Origin of the sequence: Kordia sp. SMS9, from assembly GCF_003352465.1 — a bacterium.
Taxonomy (GTDB): Bacteria; Bacteroidota; Bacteroidia; order Flavobacteriales; family Flavobacteriaceae; genus Kordia.
The window spans coordinates 1076321-1095856 of the sequence record NZ_CP031153.1; the positions used below are offsets into that span (position 1 = coordinate 1076321).

The following is a 19536-nucleotide window of genomic DNA, read 5'->3' on the forward strand; positions in this document are numbered from 1 at the left end:
CCCTAGTATTTTTGTGAAGATGCAACTCTGCTTCGACTTCTCTCAGCATAACGTACACTGAGCCTGTCGAAGTGTACTATTCCATACGCACAATTTTTGGTGTAAAACTTCCCACAACTTCCACCAATTCCGTTTGATTGCTCATAACTTGGTGAATGTTTTTGTATGCCATCGGCGCTTCGTCAATGCCACCACCAATAAGCGTAACTCCATGCTCTTTTAATTGCTTTTTGATGTCACTTTGCGTGAGCGTTTGCTTGGCTTTTCGTCGTGATAATTGGCGTCCTGCTCCGTGTGAAGCCGATTGCAACGAATGTTTGTTTCCCGTTCCTCGAACGATGAATCCTGGCGCTGTCATAGATCCTGGAATGATTCCTAAGACACCTTTTTGTGCTGGTGTTGCTCCTTTTCGATGTACCACCAATTCTTCTCCGTTGACGATTTCTTTCCACGCAAAATTGTGATGATTTTCTACCATTGCTAATGGTCTTGCCCCTAAAGCTTTCCCCAAACGCTTGTGAATGTCATGATGACAAGCCGACGCATAATCGCCTGCTAAATTCATTGCCAACCAGTATTCTTGCCCGTCATGCGTATTGAGATCGAGCCAGGCTAGGTTTTTCGCTTCTCCTGGTAATGGTGTTTGTTGTATTGCTAACTTTGTATAATGTTTTGCAATGTTAGCGCCCAAACCACGCGATCCGCTGTGTGACAGAATTCCCAAATATTTCCCGATAGGAACCTTAAATTCGTTGTGTACATCAGAAATCTCTACAATTCCAAATTCTACAAAGTGATTTCCACCACCTGATGAACCTAGTTGTGAATACGCCTTTTTGAACAGTTTTTTTACCGTTGGAATATCTTTGAATTCCGAGCGCTCAAAGATTTCATGATCGTTGATGCGCTTGTGGGTTTCAAAACCTCCAAATTTGGTATGTTCTTGCAGCATATTTACATATTTGTCTTTGTGACCTTCCAGATATGAAGCTGGAATATCATAGATTGACAAACACATTCTGCAACCAATATCGACACCAACTCCATACGGAATTACGGCATCTTTTGCAGCTAATACACCACCAATCGGTAGTCCGTATCCTGAATGTCCGTCGGGCATTAAGGCACCAGCTTTTGCGATTGGCAATTTTAATGCCGTGTACAACTGATGTTTCGCTTCTTCGGCAATTCCGTTTTCGCCAAATATGGTAAACGGTGCACGTTTCGTTTCTAATTGTTTTGCTTCTACGTGTACAGGAGTTGTGAGTTCTTCGGCAATTCTGCCAACCATTCCATCTCCTAGATATTTTTCAGGATTTTTCAAGATGGTTTTTAAACGCTGTAACACTTTGTCTTTTCGTTCGCGCTTAAAATTCCGTAGCATTACTTCCATTGCAATACTGATGACTTTTCCTTTTTGTGGATATCCTATTTCTATGAGGTCTTTGCCTCGTAATTTTAATTTTGCCATAATATTTGTTTTACAACCATTTCCCGATTTTTAATTCGTGTTGCGTTGCCCAATCGTACATGATTTTTTTGGCAACTGCGGAAATGGGATTGTTAAATCGTCCTTTTGCTTGGACAATAGTTTGCGATTTTATGTCTAATTCGATCGTCGCTAAGATTTCTAATCCTTTTGAAAAACTGGTGCATCTTAGTGTAAAAATAGCAGCTACTTTTACACAGCACGAACGCGCATACGACGCGACACAATGGTTCATTTTTCGTCCTTCTACAATCAATTCCTTAGAAGAACACAATTCGAACAAACGGTATTTTTTTACATCATTCCCGTCCTTTTTTGTCACTATCAAGGAACTGTCAAGCGTTGGTTTCCATGTAAACATTTCTACCTTACTTGCATTGTGCACAGCTTGTTCTACGTGCCATGCATCCGATTGTCTTGTTAAGGATGTAATGGTTCTTCCTTTGATAGAATAGGCTGCATTATTACGAATACAATCGTTTAAATAATCAATGATTTCTTCCATTTTGTTGAAGTCCAACATTGTTTGTTTCATGAAAAACTGAATCACTGTTTCCCAGAAAGTTTCGTGTTGAAAGTCGTTTCGACTTAATCCTGTACACGCAATGCGTCCTGCTAATAATTCATCAGTTCCAAACGCTAATGCTTGTGCTCTACGCAGTGCCATTTCAATCGTATAATTGGCTGGTGCTTGCAAAAATTGATGCGCTCCTTTTTTGGTTAAACGCACTGGCATTTTTGACAAACTTTTTACACTTTGTCCGCGCCCTAAATCAATAAACCAAGAAATGTATTTGCGATTGTAATCCAACCAAGCTTCGTACATAAACGCTGGCACTTCGTATTTTACAAAACAGTGTTTTATGATACTTTTCAGTTGCTTATCTGCGTTGTGACTTTTTCGTTTCCACGTTTCTATGTCTCTGATTCCCGCAGTGCTAAACCAAGCAATTTGATAGATGACACGTAAATATTCTTCGTTTCGTAATAGCTTTGTACAACGCTTTTTGTACAAGTGCAATAGGATGTTTCTAAATGCTACACGTCTGCGTGGTTGCTTTTTTTTGTGTAACGCACTGAAATGATTTTCCAAGATATACGCCAGCGAATTGGATTCATAATTGCTTCGTTCTTTGCCTTCGTAGATCTTTTCGACCATGGCTGGAAACAGTACTTTTTTTGCTTTGTTGTGTTTTTGTAAGCTTTCTTGTAGTGCTGCTTCTTTAGCTTTTGCCGCCAGTTTTTCCTTTAATCTTTTGGATTTCGAAATATGCTTTCGATGTATGTATTGTGTTTCCATGACTGTCTCTTTTGAGTGTTGTTTTCAGTAAAAATTTTAATTCGTGTGTTTTTGCTTCTTGTCGCATGTTTGTTTTTTTGTGGATTAAAAATTCTTTTTTGTTAGTACTGAAAACACACTCCCGAGTTTACAGTCGTTCCATTTGTTTGATTATATTCATTTTTCGTTGTTTTGTGTTGCTACACGATTTCTAGGTTTTTATTTTTCAAAGGTTCTTAAAACAACAAAGCCCGATTCTTAGGTAGAACCGAGCTTTTATACTGTTGTATATATATTCTTTATTCCAAAGAATAGTTTGGTTCTAAAATGAACAATTCCTGCATGTTTGCAGTGTTTGTTGCGATATATGTTGTTGCTGTTTTGAGCATACTTTTTAAAAAATAAGCATTAAAAAACCCGAGCCTTTTGGGACTCGGGTTGTTTTATGATGATCTATTTCTACTGAAATGTACAACTGGTAAAACCCAAGTCGCGCATCGGAATGTTTCCAATACTGTTTCGATATGTGAGTTTTATTTTTTGCACGTTTTCGTTTTTTGTTACTAATTAATTTTGTTGCGTTTCAACGGTTGCAAATATAGAAGATCATTTTTCAATTTTCCAAATTTATTTTTTCTCGACCTCATTTTTGAGGTACATTTTGAGCATGGAATGATCCGATTTCCAAGTGTTTATTTTTTCTGTTTTTAGAATTTGTAAATCTTTGGAAACCCAGATATGATCGAGGGACAGCAGTGGAAGATTCCAAAACCAAGTTTCGCGAAATCCATTGCCTTTTTCTGTAAAAGCATGTTGATAATTTTTTTTGAAATTTTTAAAGAATAGGGACTCAATTGGTGTATTAAAATCACCTAAAATGATGTTTTTCTCCTCCGTTTTGATTTCAGAAATGATACTTTGCAGCATTGGTTTTCGAAAATGTCGCAAATCTGAAGAGACATCTATGGCATAAAAATGTGTGTTTTTTGTGCTAAAATGAACGATAACAACATGATCTTTTGTTTTTACTTTTGAATGAATTTTTAGAGGTGTTTTTGAAAAAATACCTACCTTTTTTTCTGTCAGTTCAAAGTGGTAGTTTGGATATTTTTGAATGATTTTTTGATAATCGTGTTCGTCACATTCAATCAAAACGAGCACATCTGGTAAGTTTCCGTTGACTTCAAACGCATCTTCAAAGTTTCGAATTCGATAGGCATTCCACAGTACAATTTCCAAGGAATTGGACGTATCTACATCTTCCGAATACGTGTAGCTTCTGTTACACCAAATTACGGTTATAATTACAGCCAATATCACATAGTATTTTCTGGCGGAAGCTTTTGTAAACAGAAGTAAAAACAATACTCCGAGTACAATCAGCGGAAGCGGTGTTGCATAAAATAACAACGCGGAAATATAAAAAAAATCCTTTATGGTAAACTGCACTATAATGGCAATGCACAAGAAAATTTGCAATGATTTTTTAAAGTAAATCCTAAATTTCATATTATTTTACGTCAGCTCGAACATAGATTAACGCAAGTAATACCCTTTTGCTGCCCACCAAGGATGCATTTCAATTTCAAGTCGCCCAGCTTTTACAGAAGGATCGGCATTTGCCAAGCTGTCCGCTATTTCTAGCGTGGGCACATTGTAAATGGTTACGCCGCGAATGTTACCATCCAATTCGCCAAAAGGTCCAGAAATATCCGCATGTCCTAAATCGTACATTTTTTGGAGATGCGCCAAGTGCAATCGCTGCAAACTGTCGCCGGTTTTTGGGTTTTGTAAGGTATCTTTTCCTTTTTTTAAAAACGCCATAAAGTATTGCTGCATTAAGAGTGTATCTTTTGTTTTTGGATCTACAAATTCCAAAATTTTATAACCTTCGTCAAGTAATTTTTGTATGTGTGCTTTGGTAAATTTTTTGTTTCCAACGTGCGTTTGATTGTTGTTTGATGTTTGGTTTTCGGTAGAATTAGTGCACGCTATGCAGAAAATTCCAGCTAAGAATAGATAGATGTATTTATTCATGATGCCAAGTTTTATACGGTTTTTTACTGAGTTGTGAGTTGTAATATTTTCTATGTCCTGTGACTTCTTCGCCAAGCCAAGTCGGTTTTTGAAATGCTTCATGTTCCTGTTGCAATTCCACTTCTGCAACAATTAATCCTTCGTTTTCGCCGAAAAATTCATCTACTTCAAACACGTGATTTCCGAGCGGAATGTTGTAGCGAATTTTTTCAATGATTCCTGATTCGCAAAGTTGTAAAAGCTGCGTTGCTTCTTCAATAGGAATTTCGGTTTCCCACTCAAAACGACTGGTACCACTTTCGTTCGATTTCCCTTTGATCGTTAGAAATCCTTGCGTTCCTTTGATGCGAACTCTTACCGTACGTTCGGCGTGCGTATTGAGAAAACCTTGCGCTATTGGGAAAGAATTGCTGGCTTCTTCTTTGAATTTTAGACTGTTTACGAGAAATTTTCGCTCTATTTCTTGCATGTTTGTTATTATATAGGCTAAAGATATCATAATTTTGAATATGGATTTCGATTTCCCTTTGCGAAAAATTATTCACGTAGATATGGACGCCTTTTATGCGTCTGTAGAACAGTTGGATAATCCTGAGTTGAAAGGAAAACCGTTGGCTGTTGGCGGCGGATCAAAACGCGGTGTGGTAAGCGCGGCAAGTTATGAAGCGCGAAAGTTTGGCGTACGCAGTGCCATGAGTGGATTTTTAGCCAAAAAACGCTGTCCTGAGTTGATTTTCGTTCGTCCACGATTTGATCGTTATAAGGAGATTTCCACCCAAATTCGCACTATTTTTTATGAATATACCGATCTCGTAGAACCGTTGTCGTTGGATGAAGCGTATTTGGATGTTACTCAGAATAAAAAAGGAAATCCCAGTGCGTCTTTGATTGCGGAAGAAATTCGTGCTAAAATTTTAAAAGATGTCGGTTTGACCGCTTCCGCGGGAATTTCCATTAACAAGTTCATTGCCAAAGTTGCCAGTGATTATCATAAACCTAATGGACAAAAAACCGTTCCGCCAGAAGAAGTATTGGAATTTTTAGAAAATTTAGACATTCGCAAGTTTTATGGCGTTGGAAAAGTGACTGCTGAACGCATGTATCAACTCGGAATTTTTACAGGAAAAGATTTAAAAACGAGAGACGTTGATTTTCTCACAGAACATTTTGGCAAATCGGGAAACTTCTATTACAATGTTGTGAGAGGCATTCATCTGAGCGCTGTAAAACCGAATAGAATTGCAAAATCGGTTGGTGCCGAACGTACATTTTCTAACAATTTGACCAGTGAAATTTTTATGTTGGAGAAGCTGGAAAATATTGCTCAAGAACTCGAAAAACGCTTGAAACGCTATGATGTTTCTGGAAAAACCATCACACTGAAAATTAAGTATAGTGATTTTACCACACAAACTCGCAGCAAAACCATTCTCTATTATATTTCGGATAAAAGCCTAATTCTGGAAACTGCCAAAGAGTTGCTGTATCAAGAGAAATTGAAAGATTCCGTACGTTTGTTAGGCATTTCTTTGAGCAATTTGAACACTGATAAGAAAGAGAAAAAATCTTCTAAAGTGGAAGAAAAAAAGAGTATTTCAGTTCAGTTGAAGTTTGATTTTTAGATTAGAAACGCTAACGCTTTTAGACTGCTGTCACTGTTAGATTTTTAGACGCGCTTTGCTTTTAGACTTGTTTCTTGGAACTTAATTGACCTTACAACTTGACTAATCCCTAATTCCCAAAACCTAATGTCTGATTTCACTCTTAAACTTTCATAAAACGTGTGTCATTCCGCATTTGATGGGGAATCCACTTTGAAACACGATGGATTCCTGTCTCCGCAGGAATGATAATGAAACGTCACTTCGAGTGGTTTTTCGTAGAAAAATTGTATCGAGAAGTGATTTGAATTGATTTATTTTCATATTACTTCTCGATACAAAATTCTTGCAGAATTTTACTCGAAGTGACGATTGCAATATTTTTTAGTGATTACACCGAAACCTTAGACATTACATACAACATTTCTGTTCCGATTTGTTGGCAGCGTTCGTCGTATTTTTCGGTTTCTTTTGGCGTTTTGTCAAAGGCTTTGGGATCTTCATACGGAAGTGCAATTCTAAAGTCAGTTCCTGATACTAACGGACAACCTTCATCTGCTTCCGTGCATACCATAATTGCCGCAAATGCTTGTGTTGGATTTGGCGGTTCTTCAAAACGTTTGGAAAACGCATGATACGGATATTGCTGTTCTTTCCATAGAATTTTATAGATTGGATTTTCCGCTTCAACCAATTGTGAAATTTTAAAGCCAATTCGCGCAACAGCGTTGACTGCATTTGGATGAAACGCCGTTGCTTCTGTTCCTCCTGAAAAAGTTTCGATTGCAGGCAGTTTGTAGTAATCTGCGGCTGCGGCAAGCCACAACTGACCTAAGTGACTTCTTCGTGAGTTGTGTGTACAAATCACAATCAATTTTGGCGTTTTTTGATCGTTGTATTTTTGCTGAATGTATGCAGATAGCGTTTCTAATTGCGCTTTTCTATCGGAAGGAATCGAATCAAAATTCTGTGTAAGTTTTTCGATGTTTTGGAGTAATTCTGAGAAAATCATGTTGTGTATATTGTTCAATAGTTAACAAATTATTCTTCTGTAACTTTTTCACCGTAGAAAGGTAGTAACATTTTATCTATACTGTAACCGTCGTACCCTTCTGGAGAATGTGCGTCATACGTTTTATCTCCCGAGCGAATTGCAATATAGTATTCATCAATTCCTGTTTCATCTTCTACATACGAATAGCAACCTAAAAGTGCTTCAATAAATACATCTGTAGTAGAAGATTCTACGGTTTCTAACTGTGAAATTTGTAAAATCACCAACAACTTCCCATCATTTTGCTTGGTAAAGTATTTTATAGCTTTTTTGTTAAGTCTTTTTTTCGCTTTCTTAGTTTTCTGCAAAAACTTTTTCTCCTGAGTTTCAATGTAAATTCCTGATTCTACACATTTTTTGGCAATCAATGTTAACGGATCGTCTTCAGAAACTGTATTTTTCACTTTTTTCATGTCTGCATATAAGTATTGATATCGAATATCCTTACTTTCTTCTGCTTCTATGCTTTTATCAGCACAATAACCAATAATCATCATTATCACCAAGAATGTTAAACAGCCGTATCCACCTTTTTTAAGGTTCTTTGTTATTTTTGCGTTGTATTGTTCGTCATTTACAGGTTTATTTGCGCTATTTTCTGCCATAATTTATGCAATACTAAGAGTTATGAAAAAGTATACTTCAACACTAAAAAATGTCAAAGTATACGGTATTTTATGTTTTTAGAATAATTATACCAATTTTACAGTAGATTTGGTATTATTCAATCAGCGAAACACGCAAGGTATTTACCATTCCTTTGTCGGTAATTGGCATCGCTGCTAAGTTGATGAGCATGTCATCTTTTTTGACAAATCCTTTTTCTTTGGCTATTCGGTTTACATCTTCCACGGTATCATCGGTACTGACAAATTTGTCGTAATAGAATGCTTTTACGCCCCAAAGTAAACTTAATTGTGTTAAGATTCTTTTGTTGGATGTAAATACTAAAATGTGTGAAGCTGGTCGCCAAGCGGAGATTTGAAACGCTGTATATCCACTATTTGTCAACGTACAAATGGCTTTTGCTTTGATTTCATTTGCCATGTGCGATGCATGGTAACATACTGATTTGGTAATGTATCGTTTGGTGCGAATGTGCGGTGGCGAATGTGGTACTTGAATCAACGGAGAATCTTCTACACTTTTGATGATTTTCGTCATTTGTTGAATGACTTGTACTGGATATTTTCCAACGGAAGTTTCACCAGAAAGCATTACAGCATCAGCGCCATCCATCACAGAGTTGGCAACGTCATTTACCTCAGCCCTTGTTGGTGTTAAACTCGTAATCATAGTTTCCATCATTTGTGTCGCAATGATTACTGGAATTCTAGCTTTTTTAGCTCGCAATACCAATTGCTTTTGAATTAGTGGTACTTCTTGCGCAGGTACTTCTACACCTAAATCGCCACGAGCAACCATTAAACCATCACAATAGGCAACAATTTTATCAATATTTTCTACCGCTTCTGGCTTTTCTATTTTGGCAATGATTGGAATTTTATGTTCCGAATGTTCGTTGATAATAGCTTGCAAGTCCATTAAATCTTGACTGTGACGTACAAACGAAAGTGCCATCCAATCTACATCTTGACTAATCGCAAAAATGGCATCATTGATATCTTTTTCTGTCAAAGCTGGCAACGAAATGTTGGTATTTGGCAAGTTGACTCCTTTTTTAGACTTTAACGGTCCGCCTTGAATGACTTTGGCAGTTACTTCTTGAACGCCATCGGTTTCTACAACTTCAAAAATAAGTTTTCCGTCGTCTAATAATATGCGTTCGCCCGCTTTTACATCTCTTGGGAAGTTTTGATAGTTCATGTACACTTTTTCAGAAGTTCCTTTGAATTCTTCTCCTGTACAGAATTTTATGTGATCGCCTGGTTCTACAATCACATCTTCTGACATGATGCCTACTCTTAATTTTGGCCCTTGTAAATCGGCAAGTATGGACGTATTAAAACCATATTCTTCACTTAATTCTCTAATGATGGCAATACGTTCAGTTACGTCTTCATAGTTAGCATGCGAAAAGTTGATGCGAAACACATCTACGCCTTGCTCTATCATTTCTTTCATAGTTTCTCTTGATCCTGATGCAGGGCCAAGCGTCGCTACTATTTTCGTCTTTTTTCTTTTTGGCATTACTCAAAAATTAAATTGTTTTTAGATTTTAGTTGATTTGCATCTAAAATATACGCGGTAATTACTTCGGCTACGGCATTTATTTTAGATAGTATAATTTTAGGGGATTTCACCTGATTTTCGCTTGATATTTTCACAAAAAAATCAACTTTTTTTCGTTCTGGGATTAAGAATTTGGAAACGGTTCTTTTTCCTTGTTGATTGGAAAATAAAGATCCTGCACTTGCTACTTGTTCTACTTCTTGGCGGCTTGTATTGGCGACCAAATTCCAAGTGACAAAGTTTTCATCATCATTCCATTCGTAAATTGAGAAAGAAGCTTCCATATAATTATAATCCAAATCTTCCTGTTTTCGTGCTAATTTTAGATTAAGATTGCTGTTCAATAAATACGCTAGTCGATAATCTTCTGCTGAACAATGAATTGCGATCAGCATGTAATTATCTTCTTCAAAATCATCCTCAAAGAGTTTATGAATTGCCATAAATCTTATACTTAACAATCGTAAATATATGATTTAATGACTACATAGCTGTTAATTTTTGGTAATGTTTCTAAAGATTTCGCAACGAAAACGTTATCGCTGAATGATTCTTTTTTTGAAATCGCAAAATCACCGCTTTGTTATTTAGAATTTTGGAATAAAAGTGAGAAATGACCTGTGTTTTTTAGGTCATAATTTGTTTTTGAAAGGCAAAAAATGCACGTTTGGATGCTTTTTCTTCTGCTTTCTTTTTGGAAGTAGCGCGCGCTTTTCCCGCCACGCGATTGTCAATAAAAAGTTTGACTGCAAAATGTTTCAATTCGTCATTTCCGGTGTCTTCGTATACGTCGTATTTGAAGTTTTTCTTTTCTTTTTGGCACCATTCAATGAGCAAACTTTTATAGCTGATTACTTTTCCTTCCAAACGTTCAATGTCTACATACGGAGAAATGACACGCAATTGAATAAACTTTTCGCAGTATTTGTAGCCTTTATCCAAGAAAATAGCACCAATTAAAGCTTCAAATAAATTTCCGTGAATGTTTTCACCAAAATTGTCTTTCGGAATGCGAGATCGCACTAAATCAATTAACTTTAAATCACGCCCTAATTCGTTTAAATGCTCGCGACTCACAATTTTAGAGCGCATTTTGGTCAAATAGCCTTCATTTCCTGAAGGAACTTCGTTGAAAAGATAGGCAGAGATGACACTGCTCAACATAGCATCACCTAAAAACTCTAGTCGTTCGTAGTTTACAGAATTCCCTTTCGAGTCTTTCTGATTCATCGAACGATGCGTAAAAGCTTTCTTATATATTTTCTTTTTTTTGGTTTTAAATCCGAGAATATCTTCAAGTTCAACAAAAAAATCCCCATCTACTTCAGATCGGGACTTTAATATTTTGCGAACGAAATTCATCTGCTAGTCTAACTTTTTAAATAATACACACGCATTGTGCCCACCGAAACCAAATGTGTTGCTCATGGCGACTTTTACGTCTCGTTGTTGGGCTGTGTTCAGTGTTAAGTTTAAACTCGGATCAATATTTTCATCTACCGTAGAATGATTTATTGTTGGCGGCACCGTTCCATGCTCAATGGCAAGGATGGACGCAATTGCTTCAATAGCGCCTGCTGCTCCTAATAAATGTCCAGTCATGGACTTGGTAGAATTGATGTTTATGTTTTTAGCGTGATCACCAAATACTTCAGAAATCGCTTTCAGTTCTGCTACATCACCTAATGGCGTTGATGTTCCGTGTGTATTGATATGATCTACTTCTTCTGGCTGCATTCCTGCATTTTCCAAACAGTTTCGCATTACAGCAATCACTCCAATTCCATCAGGATGTGGAGCTGTCATGTGATACGCATCGGATGACAATCCGCCACCAATGACTTCCGCATATATTTTAGCACCTCTGGCTTTCGCATGCTCATATTCTTCTAAAATAATGGCACCTGCGCCTTCTCCTAATACAAAACCGTCACGGTTGGCATCAAATGGTCTGGAAGCTGTTTGTGGATCATCGTTTCGTGTCGACATGGCGTGCATAGCATTGAAACCGCCCATACCAGCAATGGTTACAGCAGCTTCACTTCCACCTGTGACAATCACATCACAATGTCCTAATCTAATATAATTTAAAGCATCAATCATCGCATTGGCTGATGATGCACATGCAGATACCGTCGTGTAATTTGGCCCCATAAATCCATGTTTGATGGAAATATTTCCAGGCGCAATATCTGCAATCATTTTCGGGATAAAGAACGGATTGAATTTTGGAGTTCCGTCACCGTTGGCAAAGTTGATCATTTCTTCTTGAAATGTTTCTAAGCCTCCAATTCCTGCGCCCCAAACCACACCAACGCGTAATTTGTTAATGCTATCCATGTCAAGTTTCGCGTCTACAATAGCTTCATCAGAAGCGACCATTGCATATTGCGAAAACTTATCCATTCGTCTTGCTTCTTTTCTGTGGATAAAATCTGTGACTTCAAAATTTTTGATTTCACAGGCGAATTTTGTTTTAAACTTTTCAGGATCAAAATGTGTTACTGGCGCGGCTCCGCTTTTTCCAGCTATAAGCGCATTCCAATATTCCTCAACGGTATTTCCGATTGGAGTCAGTGCTCCTAAACCTGTAACTACAACTCGCTTTAATTCCATCTTTGATACGTTCGTTTAAATTTAAGAAGAAATTCCTTCTAATAAAACATTAGAATGCAGAGTCTGCATTCTAATGTCATTTTTAATATAGAAAATTTATTCTTTCCTTACTTTTTAGCTTCTTCAATGTAAGAGATAGCTTGACCTACAGTTGCAATGTTCTCTGCTTGATCGTCTGGAATTTGAATATCAAATTCTTTTTCGAATTCCATAATCAATTCAACAGTATCCAGTGAATCTGCTCCTAAGTCGTTTGTAAAGCTTCCTTCTGGAACTACTTCGTTCTCATCTACACCTAATTTGTCTACGATAATCGCTTTTACTCGTGATGCAATGTCTGACATAATCTTATAGTTTTTAAAATTTAATTGTTGGCAAAAATAAAAAACTTTAGTTTAAAACAACATTTTGTACAAAAAATGTGTTCTAATTTACTAAATTTTTAGGATAAGTAATTTGCTTTTGCCTTCATTTTGTTAATAATTATTCTTTTTTTTGTCGAAACAACAGTCACTAAATTTCACTCTTTGTATGAAGCGCATCGCAATTTTTGCTTCAGGTTCCGGAACTAATGCTGAAAATATTATTCGATATTTTCAAGAGCAAAATACTGCTTCCGTTGTTCAAATCTTGACTAACAATCCCCATGCCAAAGTTTTAGAACGAGCTAAAAATCACAAAATCAGTGGTTTAAGCTTCAATAGAACCGCTTTATATCGCAGTGATGATGTTCTTCATTTGCTGCAAAGTGCTCAAATTGACTTAATTGTACTGGCTGGGTTTTTATGGAAATTTCCAAAACACATTCTGGCCGCTTTCCCCAATAAGGTGGTGAATATCCATCCTGCTTTGCTTCCAAAATATGGAGGAAAAGGCATGTATGGAAAACACGTGCACACTGCTGTCATTGCAAATAAAGAAAAAGAAAGTGGTATAACGATACATTTTGTCAATGAAAATTATGATGAAGGTGCTATTATCTTCCAAGCAAAGACAAATGTTATCGAAAATGACACACCCGAAACGCTAGCAGAAAAAATTCATCAACTCGAATACAAACACTTTCCAGAAGTTATTGCGCAAGTGCTTACAAATTCATAATTATGGCAGACGTACATATTTACACAGATGGTTCCTCTAGAGGAAATCCAGGCCCTGGCGGTTATGGAATTGTCATGGAATGGGTTGGAAAACCGTATCACAAAGAATTTTCGGAAGGATATCGAAAAACGACTAACAATCGTATGGAATTGTTGGCGGTCATAGTAGCCTTAGAGAAATTAAAGTTTATGCATACAAATGTAAAAGTGTTTACCGATTCTAAATATGTGGTAGATTCCGTTGAAAAGAAATGGGTTTTTGGTTGGGAGAAAAAAGGATTTTCTGGAAAAAAGAACACGGATTTGTGGATTCGTTTTTTAAAAATTTACCGAAAACACATCGTACGTTTTCAATGGATTAAAGGGCATAACAACCATCCACAAAATGAACGTTGCGACTTTTTAGCCGTAGAAGCTTCTAAAAAAGAAAAGGTTAAAATTGATACTTTCTTCGAAAATGAGCAGCGCAAGTTGCTATAAATAGTGGTTTCATTTGATTAATTCGTATTTTTGCAACTCTAAAATGCTCAAAATCAAACATGAAAATTCACATTGCTATTCTTAGTTTACTAGTCTTTTCGCCCGTTTTTTCACAAAAAAATTGGAAACTCAAAAAAGACAAAGACGACGTAAAAATCTATGTAAAATCTACAGAATCGAGCAGTTTGAAGCTTTTTAAAGCCGAAATGACTGTTAAAAGTTCCTTAAATGATGTGTTAAATGTCATTCTGGATGGCGACAAGCTAAAAGATTGGAATTACAAAGCATTGGACAGCAAATTATTGAGTAAATCTTCAGAAAACGATTATTTACTTTGGTTGGCACTCGATCTTCCTTGGCCCGTTCGCAACCGCGATGTGGTGATTGCTTTAAAAATATTGAGAATTACGGATGATGTTGTAAAAATTGACATTTCAGCAGCTTCCGAACGGTATGCCGAAAACGACGATTATTTGCGCATCACCACGTTTGAAGGCTATTGGCTGTTAGAGCAAATTGGAGATTCTGTAAAAGTGACACATCAAATGTTTGGCGATCCAGGTGGAAGCTTGCCAAACTGGTTTATAAATAGTACCATTACCCGAGCGCCACATTATAATTTTGTGGCTTTAAAAGAATTGGTAGAATAGTATTTTTAAATACACTTTCCATCAAAAAAAATATCCACGCAAACAAGCTATTTTTCTTGGAAAAATTTTATGTAAGTTTGCAAAAAATTTTAATTCATAAAATGAGCAAATTATTAATTGTAGGAACGGTTGCTTTTGATGCTATTGAAACACCTTTTGGAAAAACAGATAAAATCTTAGGAGGCGCAGCTACATATATCGGATTGTCTGCAGCAAACTTTAATGTAGATTCGGCTATTGTATCCGTAGTGGGAGAAGATTTTCCGCAAGAATACTTAGACATGCTAGCAGCAAGAAATATTGATATTTCGGGAATAGAAGTGGTAAAAGGCGGAAAAACATTCTTTTGGAGTGGAAAATATCACAACGATATGAATTCGAGAGATACCTTAGTTACGGAACTCAATGTATTGGCAGATTTTAATCCTGTAGTTCCAGAAAATTATAAAAATGCGGAAATTGTGATGTTAGGAAACTTACATCCTGGCGTCCAAATGAGTGTGATCAATCAAATGACAGAGAAACCAAAACTAATTGTATTAGATACGATGAACTTTTGGATGGATTGCGCTTGGGACGATTTGCTCGCCGTGATCAAAAAAGTAGACGTAATTACCATTAATGATGAAGAAGCACGTCAATTATCTGGCGAATATTCTTTGGTAAAAGCTGCACAAAAAATTCATGAAATGGGCCCTAAATATGTTGTGATTAAAAAAGGAGAACATGGTGCGTTGATTTTCAATGATGGAAATATTTTCTTTGCACCAGCATTGCCTTTAGAAGAAGTATTTGATCCAACAGGTGCAGGAGATACCTTTGCAGGAGGTTTTTCTGGATACATCGCAAAACATGAAGACATTTCGTTTGAAAGCATGAAAAACGCCATCATTTATGGTTCTAACTTGGCTTCATTTTGTGTAGAAAAATTTGGAACACAACGAATGGAATCGCTCACAAACGAAGAAATTTTAAGTCGCTTGCAGCAGTTTAAACAACTGACGCAGTTCGAAATAGAAGTAAACTAAAAAAATGCGCTCAAAACTGAGCGCATTTTTTTGTCACAATAACAAGCAACAACAACACAACAAACTACGACAATGAGTGACGCTTTGAAACACGAGTGCGGTATTGCACTTTTAAGGCTATTAAAACCATTAGAATACTATAAAGAAAAATATGGTACTGCATTTTATGGCATCAATAAAATGTACTTGCTAATGGAAAAACAACACAACAGAGGGCAAGATGGTGCCGGATTGGCAAGCATTAAGCTCAATATGAATCCTGGAGAACGCTATATTAGCCGCGTTCGTTCCAATCAACAACAACCGATACAAGATGTTTTTGCACAGATAAATGAGCGCATTAATGATATCATGGAGGAAACTCCTGGTTTAAGCGAAAATGTTGCACGCCAAAAAAAGGAATTGCCGTATTTGGGCGAATTGTTTTTAGGACATGTTCGTTATGGAACTTTTGGTAAAAACAGCATTGAAAGTGTGCATCCGTTTTTAAGACAAAATAACTGGATGCATCGTAATTTGATCGTGGCAGGAAACTTTAACATGACCAATGTAAATCAGCTTTTTGAAAAATTGATCACGATCGGACAGCATCCAAAGGAAAAAGCCGACACCATTACCATTATGGAGAAAATTGGTCACTTTTTGGATGATGCAGTAGCTAAATTATACAAAAGACTGAAAGCGGAAGGCTATAACAAGCAGCAAGCTTCGCCGTTAATTGCGGAACGCTTGAATGTTGCTAAGATCTTAAAAAAATCTTCTAAAGATTGGGATGGCGGCTACGCGATGGCGGGATTGTTAGGTCATGGAGATGCGTTTGTATTGCGTGATCCGGCGGGAATTCGTCCAGCGTATTACTATAAAGATGATGAAATTGTCGTCGTTGCGTCGGAACGTCCTGTGATTCAAACCGTATTCAATGTAGATTTTGAAAATGTACAAGAAATTGAACCTGGAAATGCATTGATCATCAAGAAAGATGGAACAGCACATACCAAAGAAATTATACCTCCGTTACCACGCAAAGCCTGTTCATTTGAACGCATTTATTTTTCGCGCGGAAGCGACGCAGAAATCTACAAAGAGCGGAAAATGCTTGGAAAATTGCTACTTCCAAAAGTATTGAGTTCTATTGGCGATGATATCAGAAATACGGTATTTTCCTTTATTCCAAATACCGCAGAAACTTCATTTTTTGGACTGACGGAAGCTGTAGAAGAATATTTGAATGAGCGCAAAACGAAAGAGATTTTAAACGGGCAACGTTCGCTATCTGCCGAAAAAGTACGTGAAATTCTTTCGGAAAGACCGCGTGTGGAAAAAATTGCCATCAAAGATGTAAAACTCCGTACATTTATTACCGAAGATAGCAGTCGTGATGATTTGGTAGCACACGTATACGATGTTACCTATGGCGTAATAAAACCCGAAGATAATTTAGTCATTATTGACGACAGTATTGTGCGTGGAACAACCTTGAAGAAAAGTATCATTAAAATGATGGATCGTTTGCATCCAAAGAAGATTGTGGTGGTTTCGTCTGCACCGCAAATTCGCTATCCAGATTGTTATGGAATCGACATGGCACGTATGGAAGACTTAATTGCCTTTAGAGCCGCCTTAGCACTTTTAAAAGACCACAATCAATACGATTTGGTGGAAGCAGTATACAAAAAGTGCAAACTGCAAGAAAATTTAAAAGATATTGAGGTGAAAAACTTCGTAAAAGAGATTTACGATCCTTTTACGGATGAAGAAATATCGCAAAAAATAAGTGAACTTATCAAAACGGACACTGTGAATGCTGAAGTAGACGTTATTTTCCAAAAAGTAGCCAATTTAAACAAAGCTTGCCCAAATAATTTAGGCGATTGGTATTTTACGGGGAATTATCCAACCAATGGAGGAAATCGTGTAGTGAACAAAGCATTCATCAACTTTTACGAAGGAAACAAAGAGCGCGCATACTAATTACCAATTCTACTATAAAATACAACAAATAAGCTCGTTCATTCAGCATTCTATTTCCTTGCGACTATTTTCCGTAGCTAAGGCTATGCAAAACATTCGCAGCGTTCTATAATGCCAAAGCAACTTCGCTTCTTATAGTAAAATTGGTATAAGTTTTTGAAACTCAACAAAAAACGAAATTATTTTTGTAGGAAATTTACTAGAGTCATTCGTAATTTCTTAAATAAAAGTTAAATCATACACTTAGTCTAAAAAAGAGGTATTTGGTCTGATTTATTAGTGCTGTTTTAACGAGTCTACTTACATTAGCAATGCCATAGCATAAGTAGGTTAAGTTCATGGTAAGATTTGGGGCAAAAAAAGGTGGTTTATTCCACCTTTTTTTATGTTTTGTTGTGAAATATAAGATCGCTTCACTTCGACAAGCTCAGTGTAAACGCTTTTAGATGCTTACTCAAAGGTATTTGTCATTGACTTCGTCGAATCTTCGATTTCCTGCGTGTCACATTGAGCGCAGTCGAAATGTAGGTAGGAATCTCATTTTTGTGTGATGCAATATCGTCAAATCGTGATTTTTGAAGAGCAGCGAAAAAATTGTATCGAGATTTGCTTTGAAAAAATAACATTTCAAACACTACAAAAATAGCATCTGAAAACTTCTTGACTCTTGATTCCAAAAATCCTGACTCCAAAAAAAAAGACGAACATCGCTGCTCGCCTTCTCATATAATTTAAAGAAAGTTACTTCTTATTTACTTGCTGCATAACGTCTTTCAACTTCATTCCAGTTAATTACATTAAAAAATGCTTTAATATAATCTGGACGTCTGTTCTGGTAGTTTAAGTAATATGCATGTTCCCAAACATCTAATCCTAAAATTGGGGTTCCTCCACAAGAAACTCCTGGCATTAATGGATTGTCTTGATTTGGTGTAGAACATACTTCAACTTTTCCTCCTTTGTGCACACAAAGCCATGCCCAACCAGATCCAAACTGAGTTGCTGCCGCTTTGCTAAATGCTTCTATAAAAGCATCTTTAGAACCAAATTCAGCTTCAATCGCGTCTTTTAATTCTCCTGAAAGGTATCCACGACCTTCTGGATTCATTACTTCCCAAAAAAGGCTGTGATTATAAAATCCACCTCCATTGTTACGAACTCCTGCATTGCTCATGTCTAAGTTTGTTAAAATATCTTCGATAGATTTTCCTTCTAAATCTGTTCCTTCAATAGCAGCATTTAACTTGTTTGTATATCCATTATGATGTTTAGAATGGTGGATTTCCATTGTTCTAGCATCAATATTTGGTTCTAAAGCATCGTATGCGTATGGTAATTTTGGTAATTCAAAAGCCATTATATCTTCTTTTATTTAGTTAAACATTAGTTTTTATGTTTACAAATTTAATCATAACAGTCGACAAAATGAAGTCACGAAAAAAGATTATGATAATATTCACATAAAGTTAATCTATTCTATAAGAATCTTTTCGACAAGCAACAATCTTAATTTTCTGATAGCTTAAAACAATTACAACGCTTCATTTTTTAATATACGTACCTATTTTATAGTAAAATACTGTAAATTGAAGCATCCGCTTTTTAGAATATTTTCGTTATTTTATAAAAGGGTTTCAGCCTAACCTACTGAAAACCTGTAAATAAATCATTAACTATAAATATTTTAAATCATGAAAAAAAAGAATCTAATTAAGAAATTACAATTCAAGAAAACACAAGTATCCAACTTTAATAAAGATGGAGTTGTCGGAGGTTTGGGAAGTTATAAATATATTTGTGAGCCTATTGATCTTTCTGTTGTAGAAACTTGTTTGCCAGGTTGTGATCTTACGGTGAATTGTACAAACTACACAAACTGTAATGAAGTTACGTTTGCAAATTGCACCGTAAATAATTGCGCAACCAACAACTGCGGCACAAATAATTGTGGAACGAATGATTGCAATCCTTCTGGCGGAATTTCATGTCCAGGATACGTTTGCTAAGAAAAAAATCGTACAAATTTAGAAAGTCTGGC

The 19536-nt window shown here is 36.5% G+C and carries 20 protein-coding genes; 7 read left to right on the forward strand and 13 right to left on the reverse strand.

What is annotated here, in order from left to right; translation table 11 throughout:
* Positions 1–76: 76 nt before the first annotated feature.
* The 5 genes from KORDIASMS9_RS04740 to KORDIASMS9_RS04760 form a co-directional block, all read right to left on the reverse strand.
* Complete coding sequence (locus KORDIASMS9_RS04740; RefSeq protein ID WP_114901741.1) at positions 77–1471, reverse strand: RtcB family protein; 1395 nt, start codon at positions 1469–1471, stop codon at positions 77–79.
* Positions 1472–1481: 10 nt separating this feature from the next.
* Complete coding sequence (locus KORDIASMS9_RS04745) at positions 1482–2789, reverse strand: PcfJ domain-containing protein (RefSeq protein WP_114901742.1); 1308 nt, start codon at positions 2787–2789, stop codon at positions 1482–1484.
* A gap of 606 nt (positions 2790–3395) precedes the next feature.
* A complete protein-coding gene (locus KORDIASMS9_RS04750; protein ID WP_114901743.1) occupies positions 3396–4277 on the reverse strand; it encodes an endonuclease/exonuclease/phosphatase family protein in 882 nt (293 codons plus the stop codon).
* A gap of 27 nt (positions 4278–4304) precedes the next feature.
* Positions 4305–4805 carry a YciI family protein gene (locus KORDIASMS9_RS04755; RefSeq protein WP_114901744.1) on the reverse strand — a complete coding sequence of 167 codons (501 nt, stop codon included), beginning with the start codon at positions 4803–4805 and terminating at the stop codon, positions 4305–4307.
* A complete protein-coding gene (locus KORDIASMS9_RS04760) occupies positions 4798–5274 on the reverse strand; it encodes a CYTH domain-containing protein (protein WP_114905147.1) in 477 nt (158 codons plus the stop codon). Before KORDIASMS9_RS04760 ends, KORDIASMS9_RS04755 begins: the two co-directional genes overlap by 8 nt.
* A gap of 40 nt (positions 5275–5314) precedes the next feature.
* Between KORDIASMS9_RS04760 and dinB the strand changes: the two genes are divergently transcribed.
* A complete protein-coding gene (dinB, locus tag KORDIASMS9_RS04765; RefSeq protein WP_114901745.1) occupies positions 5315–6427 on the forward strand; it encodes a DNA polymerase IV in 1113 nt (370 codons plus the stop codon).
* Positions 6428–6797: 370 nt separating this feature from the next.
* On the opposite strand, the gene KORDIASMS9_RS04770 is transcribed toward dinB, so the two are convergent.
* The 7 genes from KORDIASMS9_RS04770 to KORDIASMS9_RS04800 form a co-directional block, all read right to left on the reverse strand.
* Entirely contained in the window at positions 6798–7418 is a 621-nt protein-coding gene (locus tag KORDIASMS9_RS04770; RefSeq protein WP_240321130.1) for a hypothetical protein, read from the reverse strand.
* A gap of 29 nt (positions 7419–7447) precedes the next feature.
* Positions 7448–8065: a hypothetical protein gene (locus tag KORDIASMS9_RS04775; protein WP_114901746.1), complete on the reverse strand. Its 618-nt coding sequence runs from the start codon at positions 8063–8065 to the stop codon at positions 7448–7450.
* 115 nt (positions 8066–8180) lie between these two features.
* Entirely contained in the window at positions 8181–9611 is a 1431-nt protein-coding gene (gene pyk, locus KORDIASMS9_RS04780; protein ID WP_114901747.1) for a pyruvate kinase, read from the reverse strand.
* Positions 9611–10096, reverse strand: a complete 486-nt coding sequence (locus KORDIASMS9_RS04785; RefSeq protein WP_114901748.1) for an IPExxxVDY family protein — start codon at positions 10094–10096, stop codon at positions 9611–9613. The genes pyk and KORDIASMS9_RS04785 overlap by 1 nt, the downstream gene beginning before the upstream one ends.
* Positions 10097–10280: 184 nt before the next feature.
* Positions 10281–11015, reverse strand: coding sequence for a ribonuclease III (gene rnc, locus KORDIASMS9_RS04790; RefSeq protein ID WP_114901749.1), 735 nt, complete (start codon positions 11013–11015; stop codon positions 10281–10283).
* 3 nt (positions 11016–11018) lie between these two features.
* Positions 11019–12269 carry a beta-ketoacyl-ACP synthase II gene (gene fabF / locus KORDIASMS9_RS04795; protein ID WP_114901750.1) on the reverse strand — a complete coding sequence of 417 codons (1251 nt, stop codon included), beginning with the start codon at positions 12267–12269 and terminating at the stop codon, positions 11019–11021.
* A gap of 107 nt (positions 12270–12376) precedes the next feature.
* Positions 12377–12613, reverse strand: a complete 237-nt coding sequence (locus KORDIASMS9_RS04800) for an acyl carrier protein (RefSeq protein ID WP_114901751.1) — start codon at positions 12611–12613, stop codon at positions 12377–12379.
* A 187-nt stretch (positions 12614–12800) separates the two neighbouring features.
* Here KORDIASMS9_RS04800 and purN point away from each other — a divergent pair, with 187 nt between their 5' ends.
* The 5 genes from purN (at position 12801) to KORDIASMS9_RS04825 (ending at position 17498) form a co-directional block, all read left to right on the forward strand.
* The gene (gene purN, locus KORDIASMS9_RS04805; protein WP_114901752.1) at positions 12801–13370 is read left to right on the forward strand and encodes a phosphoribosylglycinamide formyltransferase; all 570 of its coding nucleotides are present in this window, start codon (positions 12801–12803) and stop codon (positions 13368–13370) included.
* Positions 13371–13372: 2 nt separating this feature from the next.
* Positions 13373–13849, forward strand: a complete 477-nt coding sequence (gene rnhA / locus KORDIASMS9_RS04810) for a ribonuclease HI (protein ID WP_114901753.1) — start codon at positions 13373–13375, stop codon at positions 13847–13849.
* 59 nt (positions 13850–13908) lie between these two features.
* Entirely contained in the window at positions 13909–14499 is a 591-nt protein-coding gene (locus tag KORDIASMS9_RS04815) for an START domain-containing protein (protein ID WP_114901754.1), read from the forward strand.
* A 101-nt stretch (positions 14500–14600) separates the two neighbouring features.
* A complete protein-coding gene (locus KORDIASMS9_RS04820; protein WP_114901755.1) occupies positions 14601–15527 on the forward strand; it encodes a PfkB family carbohydrate kinase in 927 nt (308 codons plus the stop codon).
* A 72-nt stretch (positions 15528–15599) separates the two neighbouring features.
* Entirely contained in the window at positions 15600–17498 is a 1899-nt protein-coding gene (locus KORDIASMS9_RS04825; RefSeq protein WP_114901756.1) for an amidophosphoribosyltransferase, read from the forward strand.
* A gap of 748 nt (positions 17499–18246) precedes the next feature.
* On the opposite strand, the gene KORDIASMS9_RS04830 is transcribed toward KORDIASMS9_RS04825, so the two are convergent.
* Positions 18247–18855 carry a superoxide dismutase gene (locus KORDIASMS9_RS04830; RefSeq protein WP_114901757.1) on the reverse strand — a complete coding sequence of 203 codons (609 nt, stop codon included), beginning with the start codon at positions 18853–18855 and terminating at the stop codon, positions 18247–18249.
* A gap of 334 nt (positions 18856–19189) precedes the next feature.
* Here KORDIASMS9_RS04830 and KORDIASMS9_RS04835 point away from each other — a divergent pair, with 334 nt between their 5' ends.
* The gene (locus KORDIASMS9_RS04835) at positions 19190–19504 is read left to right on the forward strand and encodes a hypothetical protein (RefSeq protein WP_114901758.1); all 315 of its coding nucleotides are present in this window, start codon (positions 19190–19192) and stop codon (positions 19502–19504) included.
* Positions 19505–19536 lie beyond the last annotated feature (32 nt).

Coding starts and splice junctions, on each gene's coding strand:
- KORDIASMS9_RS04815 (WP_114901754.1), top strand. CDS start 13,909: ATGAAAATTCACATTGCTATTCTTAGTTTACTAGTCTTTTCGCCCGTT.
- KORDIASMS9_RS04740 (WP_114901741.1), bottom strand. CDS start 1,471: ATGGCAAAATTAAAATTACGAGGCAAAGACCTCATAGAAATAGGATAT.
- KORDIASMS9_RS04820 (WP_114901755.1), top strand. CDS start 14,601: ATGAGCAAATTATTAATTGTAGGAACGGTTGCTTTTGATGCTATTGAA.
- KORDIASMS9_RS04830 (WP_114901757.1), bottom strand. CDS start 18,855: ATGGCTTTTGAATTACCAAAATTACCATACGCATACGATGCTTTAGAA.
- KORDIASMS9_RS04800 (WP_114901751.1), bottom strand. CDS start 12,613: ATGTCAGACATTGCATCACGAGTAAAAGCGATTATCGTAGACAAATTA.
- KORDIASMS9_RS04755 (WP_114901744.1), bottom strand. CDS start 4,805: ATGAATAAATACATCTATCTATTCTTAGCTGGAATTTTCTGCATAGCG.
- KORDIASMS9_RS04750 (WP_114901743.1), bottom strand. CDS start 4,277: ATGAAATTTAGGATTTACTTTAAAAAATCATTGCAAATTTTCTTGTGC.
- KORDIASMS9_RS04770 (WP_240321130.1), bottom strand. CDS start 7,418: ATGATTTTCTCAGAATTACTCCAAAACATCGAAAAACTTACACAGAAT.
- KORDIASMS9_RS04785 (WP_114901748.1), bottom strand. CDS start 10,096: ATGGCAATTCATAAACTCTTTGAGGATGATTTTGAAGAAGATAATTAC.
- purN (WP_114901752.1), top strand. CDS start 12,801: ATGAAGCGCATCGCAATTTTTGCTTCAGGTTCCGGAACTAATGCTGAA.
- fabF (WP_114901750.1), bottom strand. CDS start 12,269: ATGGAATTAAAGCGAGTTGTAGTTACAGGTTTAGGAGCACTGACTCCA.
- KORDIASMS9_RS04745 (WP_114901742.1), bottom strand. CDS start 2,789: ATGGAAACACAATACATACATCGAAAGCATATTTCGAAATCCAAAAGA.
- KORDIASMS9_RS04825 (WP_114901756.1), top strand. CDS start 15,600: ATGAGTGACGCTTTGAAACACGAGTGCGGTATTGCACTTTTAAGGCTA.
- KORDIASMS9_RS04835 (WP_114901758.1), top strand. CDS start 19,190: ATGAAAAAAAAGAATCTAATTAAGAAATTACAATTCAAGAAAACACAA.
- KORDIASMS9_RS04760 (WP_114905147.1), bottom strand. CDS start 5,274: ATGCAAGAAATAGAGCGAAAATTTCTCGTAAACAGTCTAAAATTCAAA.
- KORDIASMS9_RS04775 (WP_114901746.1), bottom strand. CDS start 8,065: ATGGCAGAAAATAGCGCAAATAAACCTGTAAATGACGAACAATACAAC.
- pyk (WP_114901747.1), bottom strand. CDS start 9,611: ATGCCAAAAAGAAAAAAGACGAAAATAGTAGCGACGCTTGGCCCTGCA.
- rnhA (WP_114901753.1), top strand. CDS start 13,373: ATGGCAGACGTACATATTTACACAGATGGTTCCTCTAGAGGAAATCCA.
- rnc (WP_114901749.1), bottom strand. CDS start 11,015: ATGAATTTCGTTCGCAAAATATTAAAGTCCCGATCTGAAGTAGATGGG.
- dinB (WP_114901745.1), top strand. CDS start 5,315: ATGGATTTCGATTTCCCTTTGCGAAAAATTATTCACGTAGATATGGAC.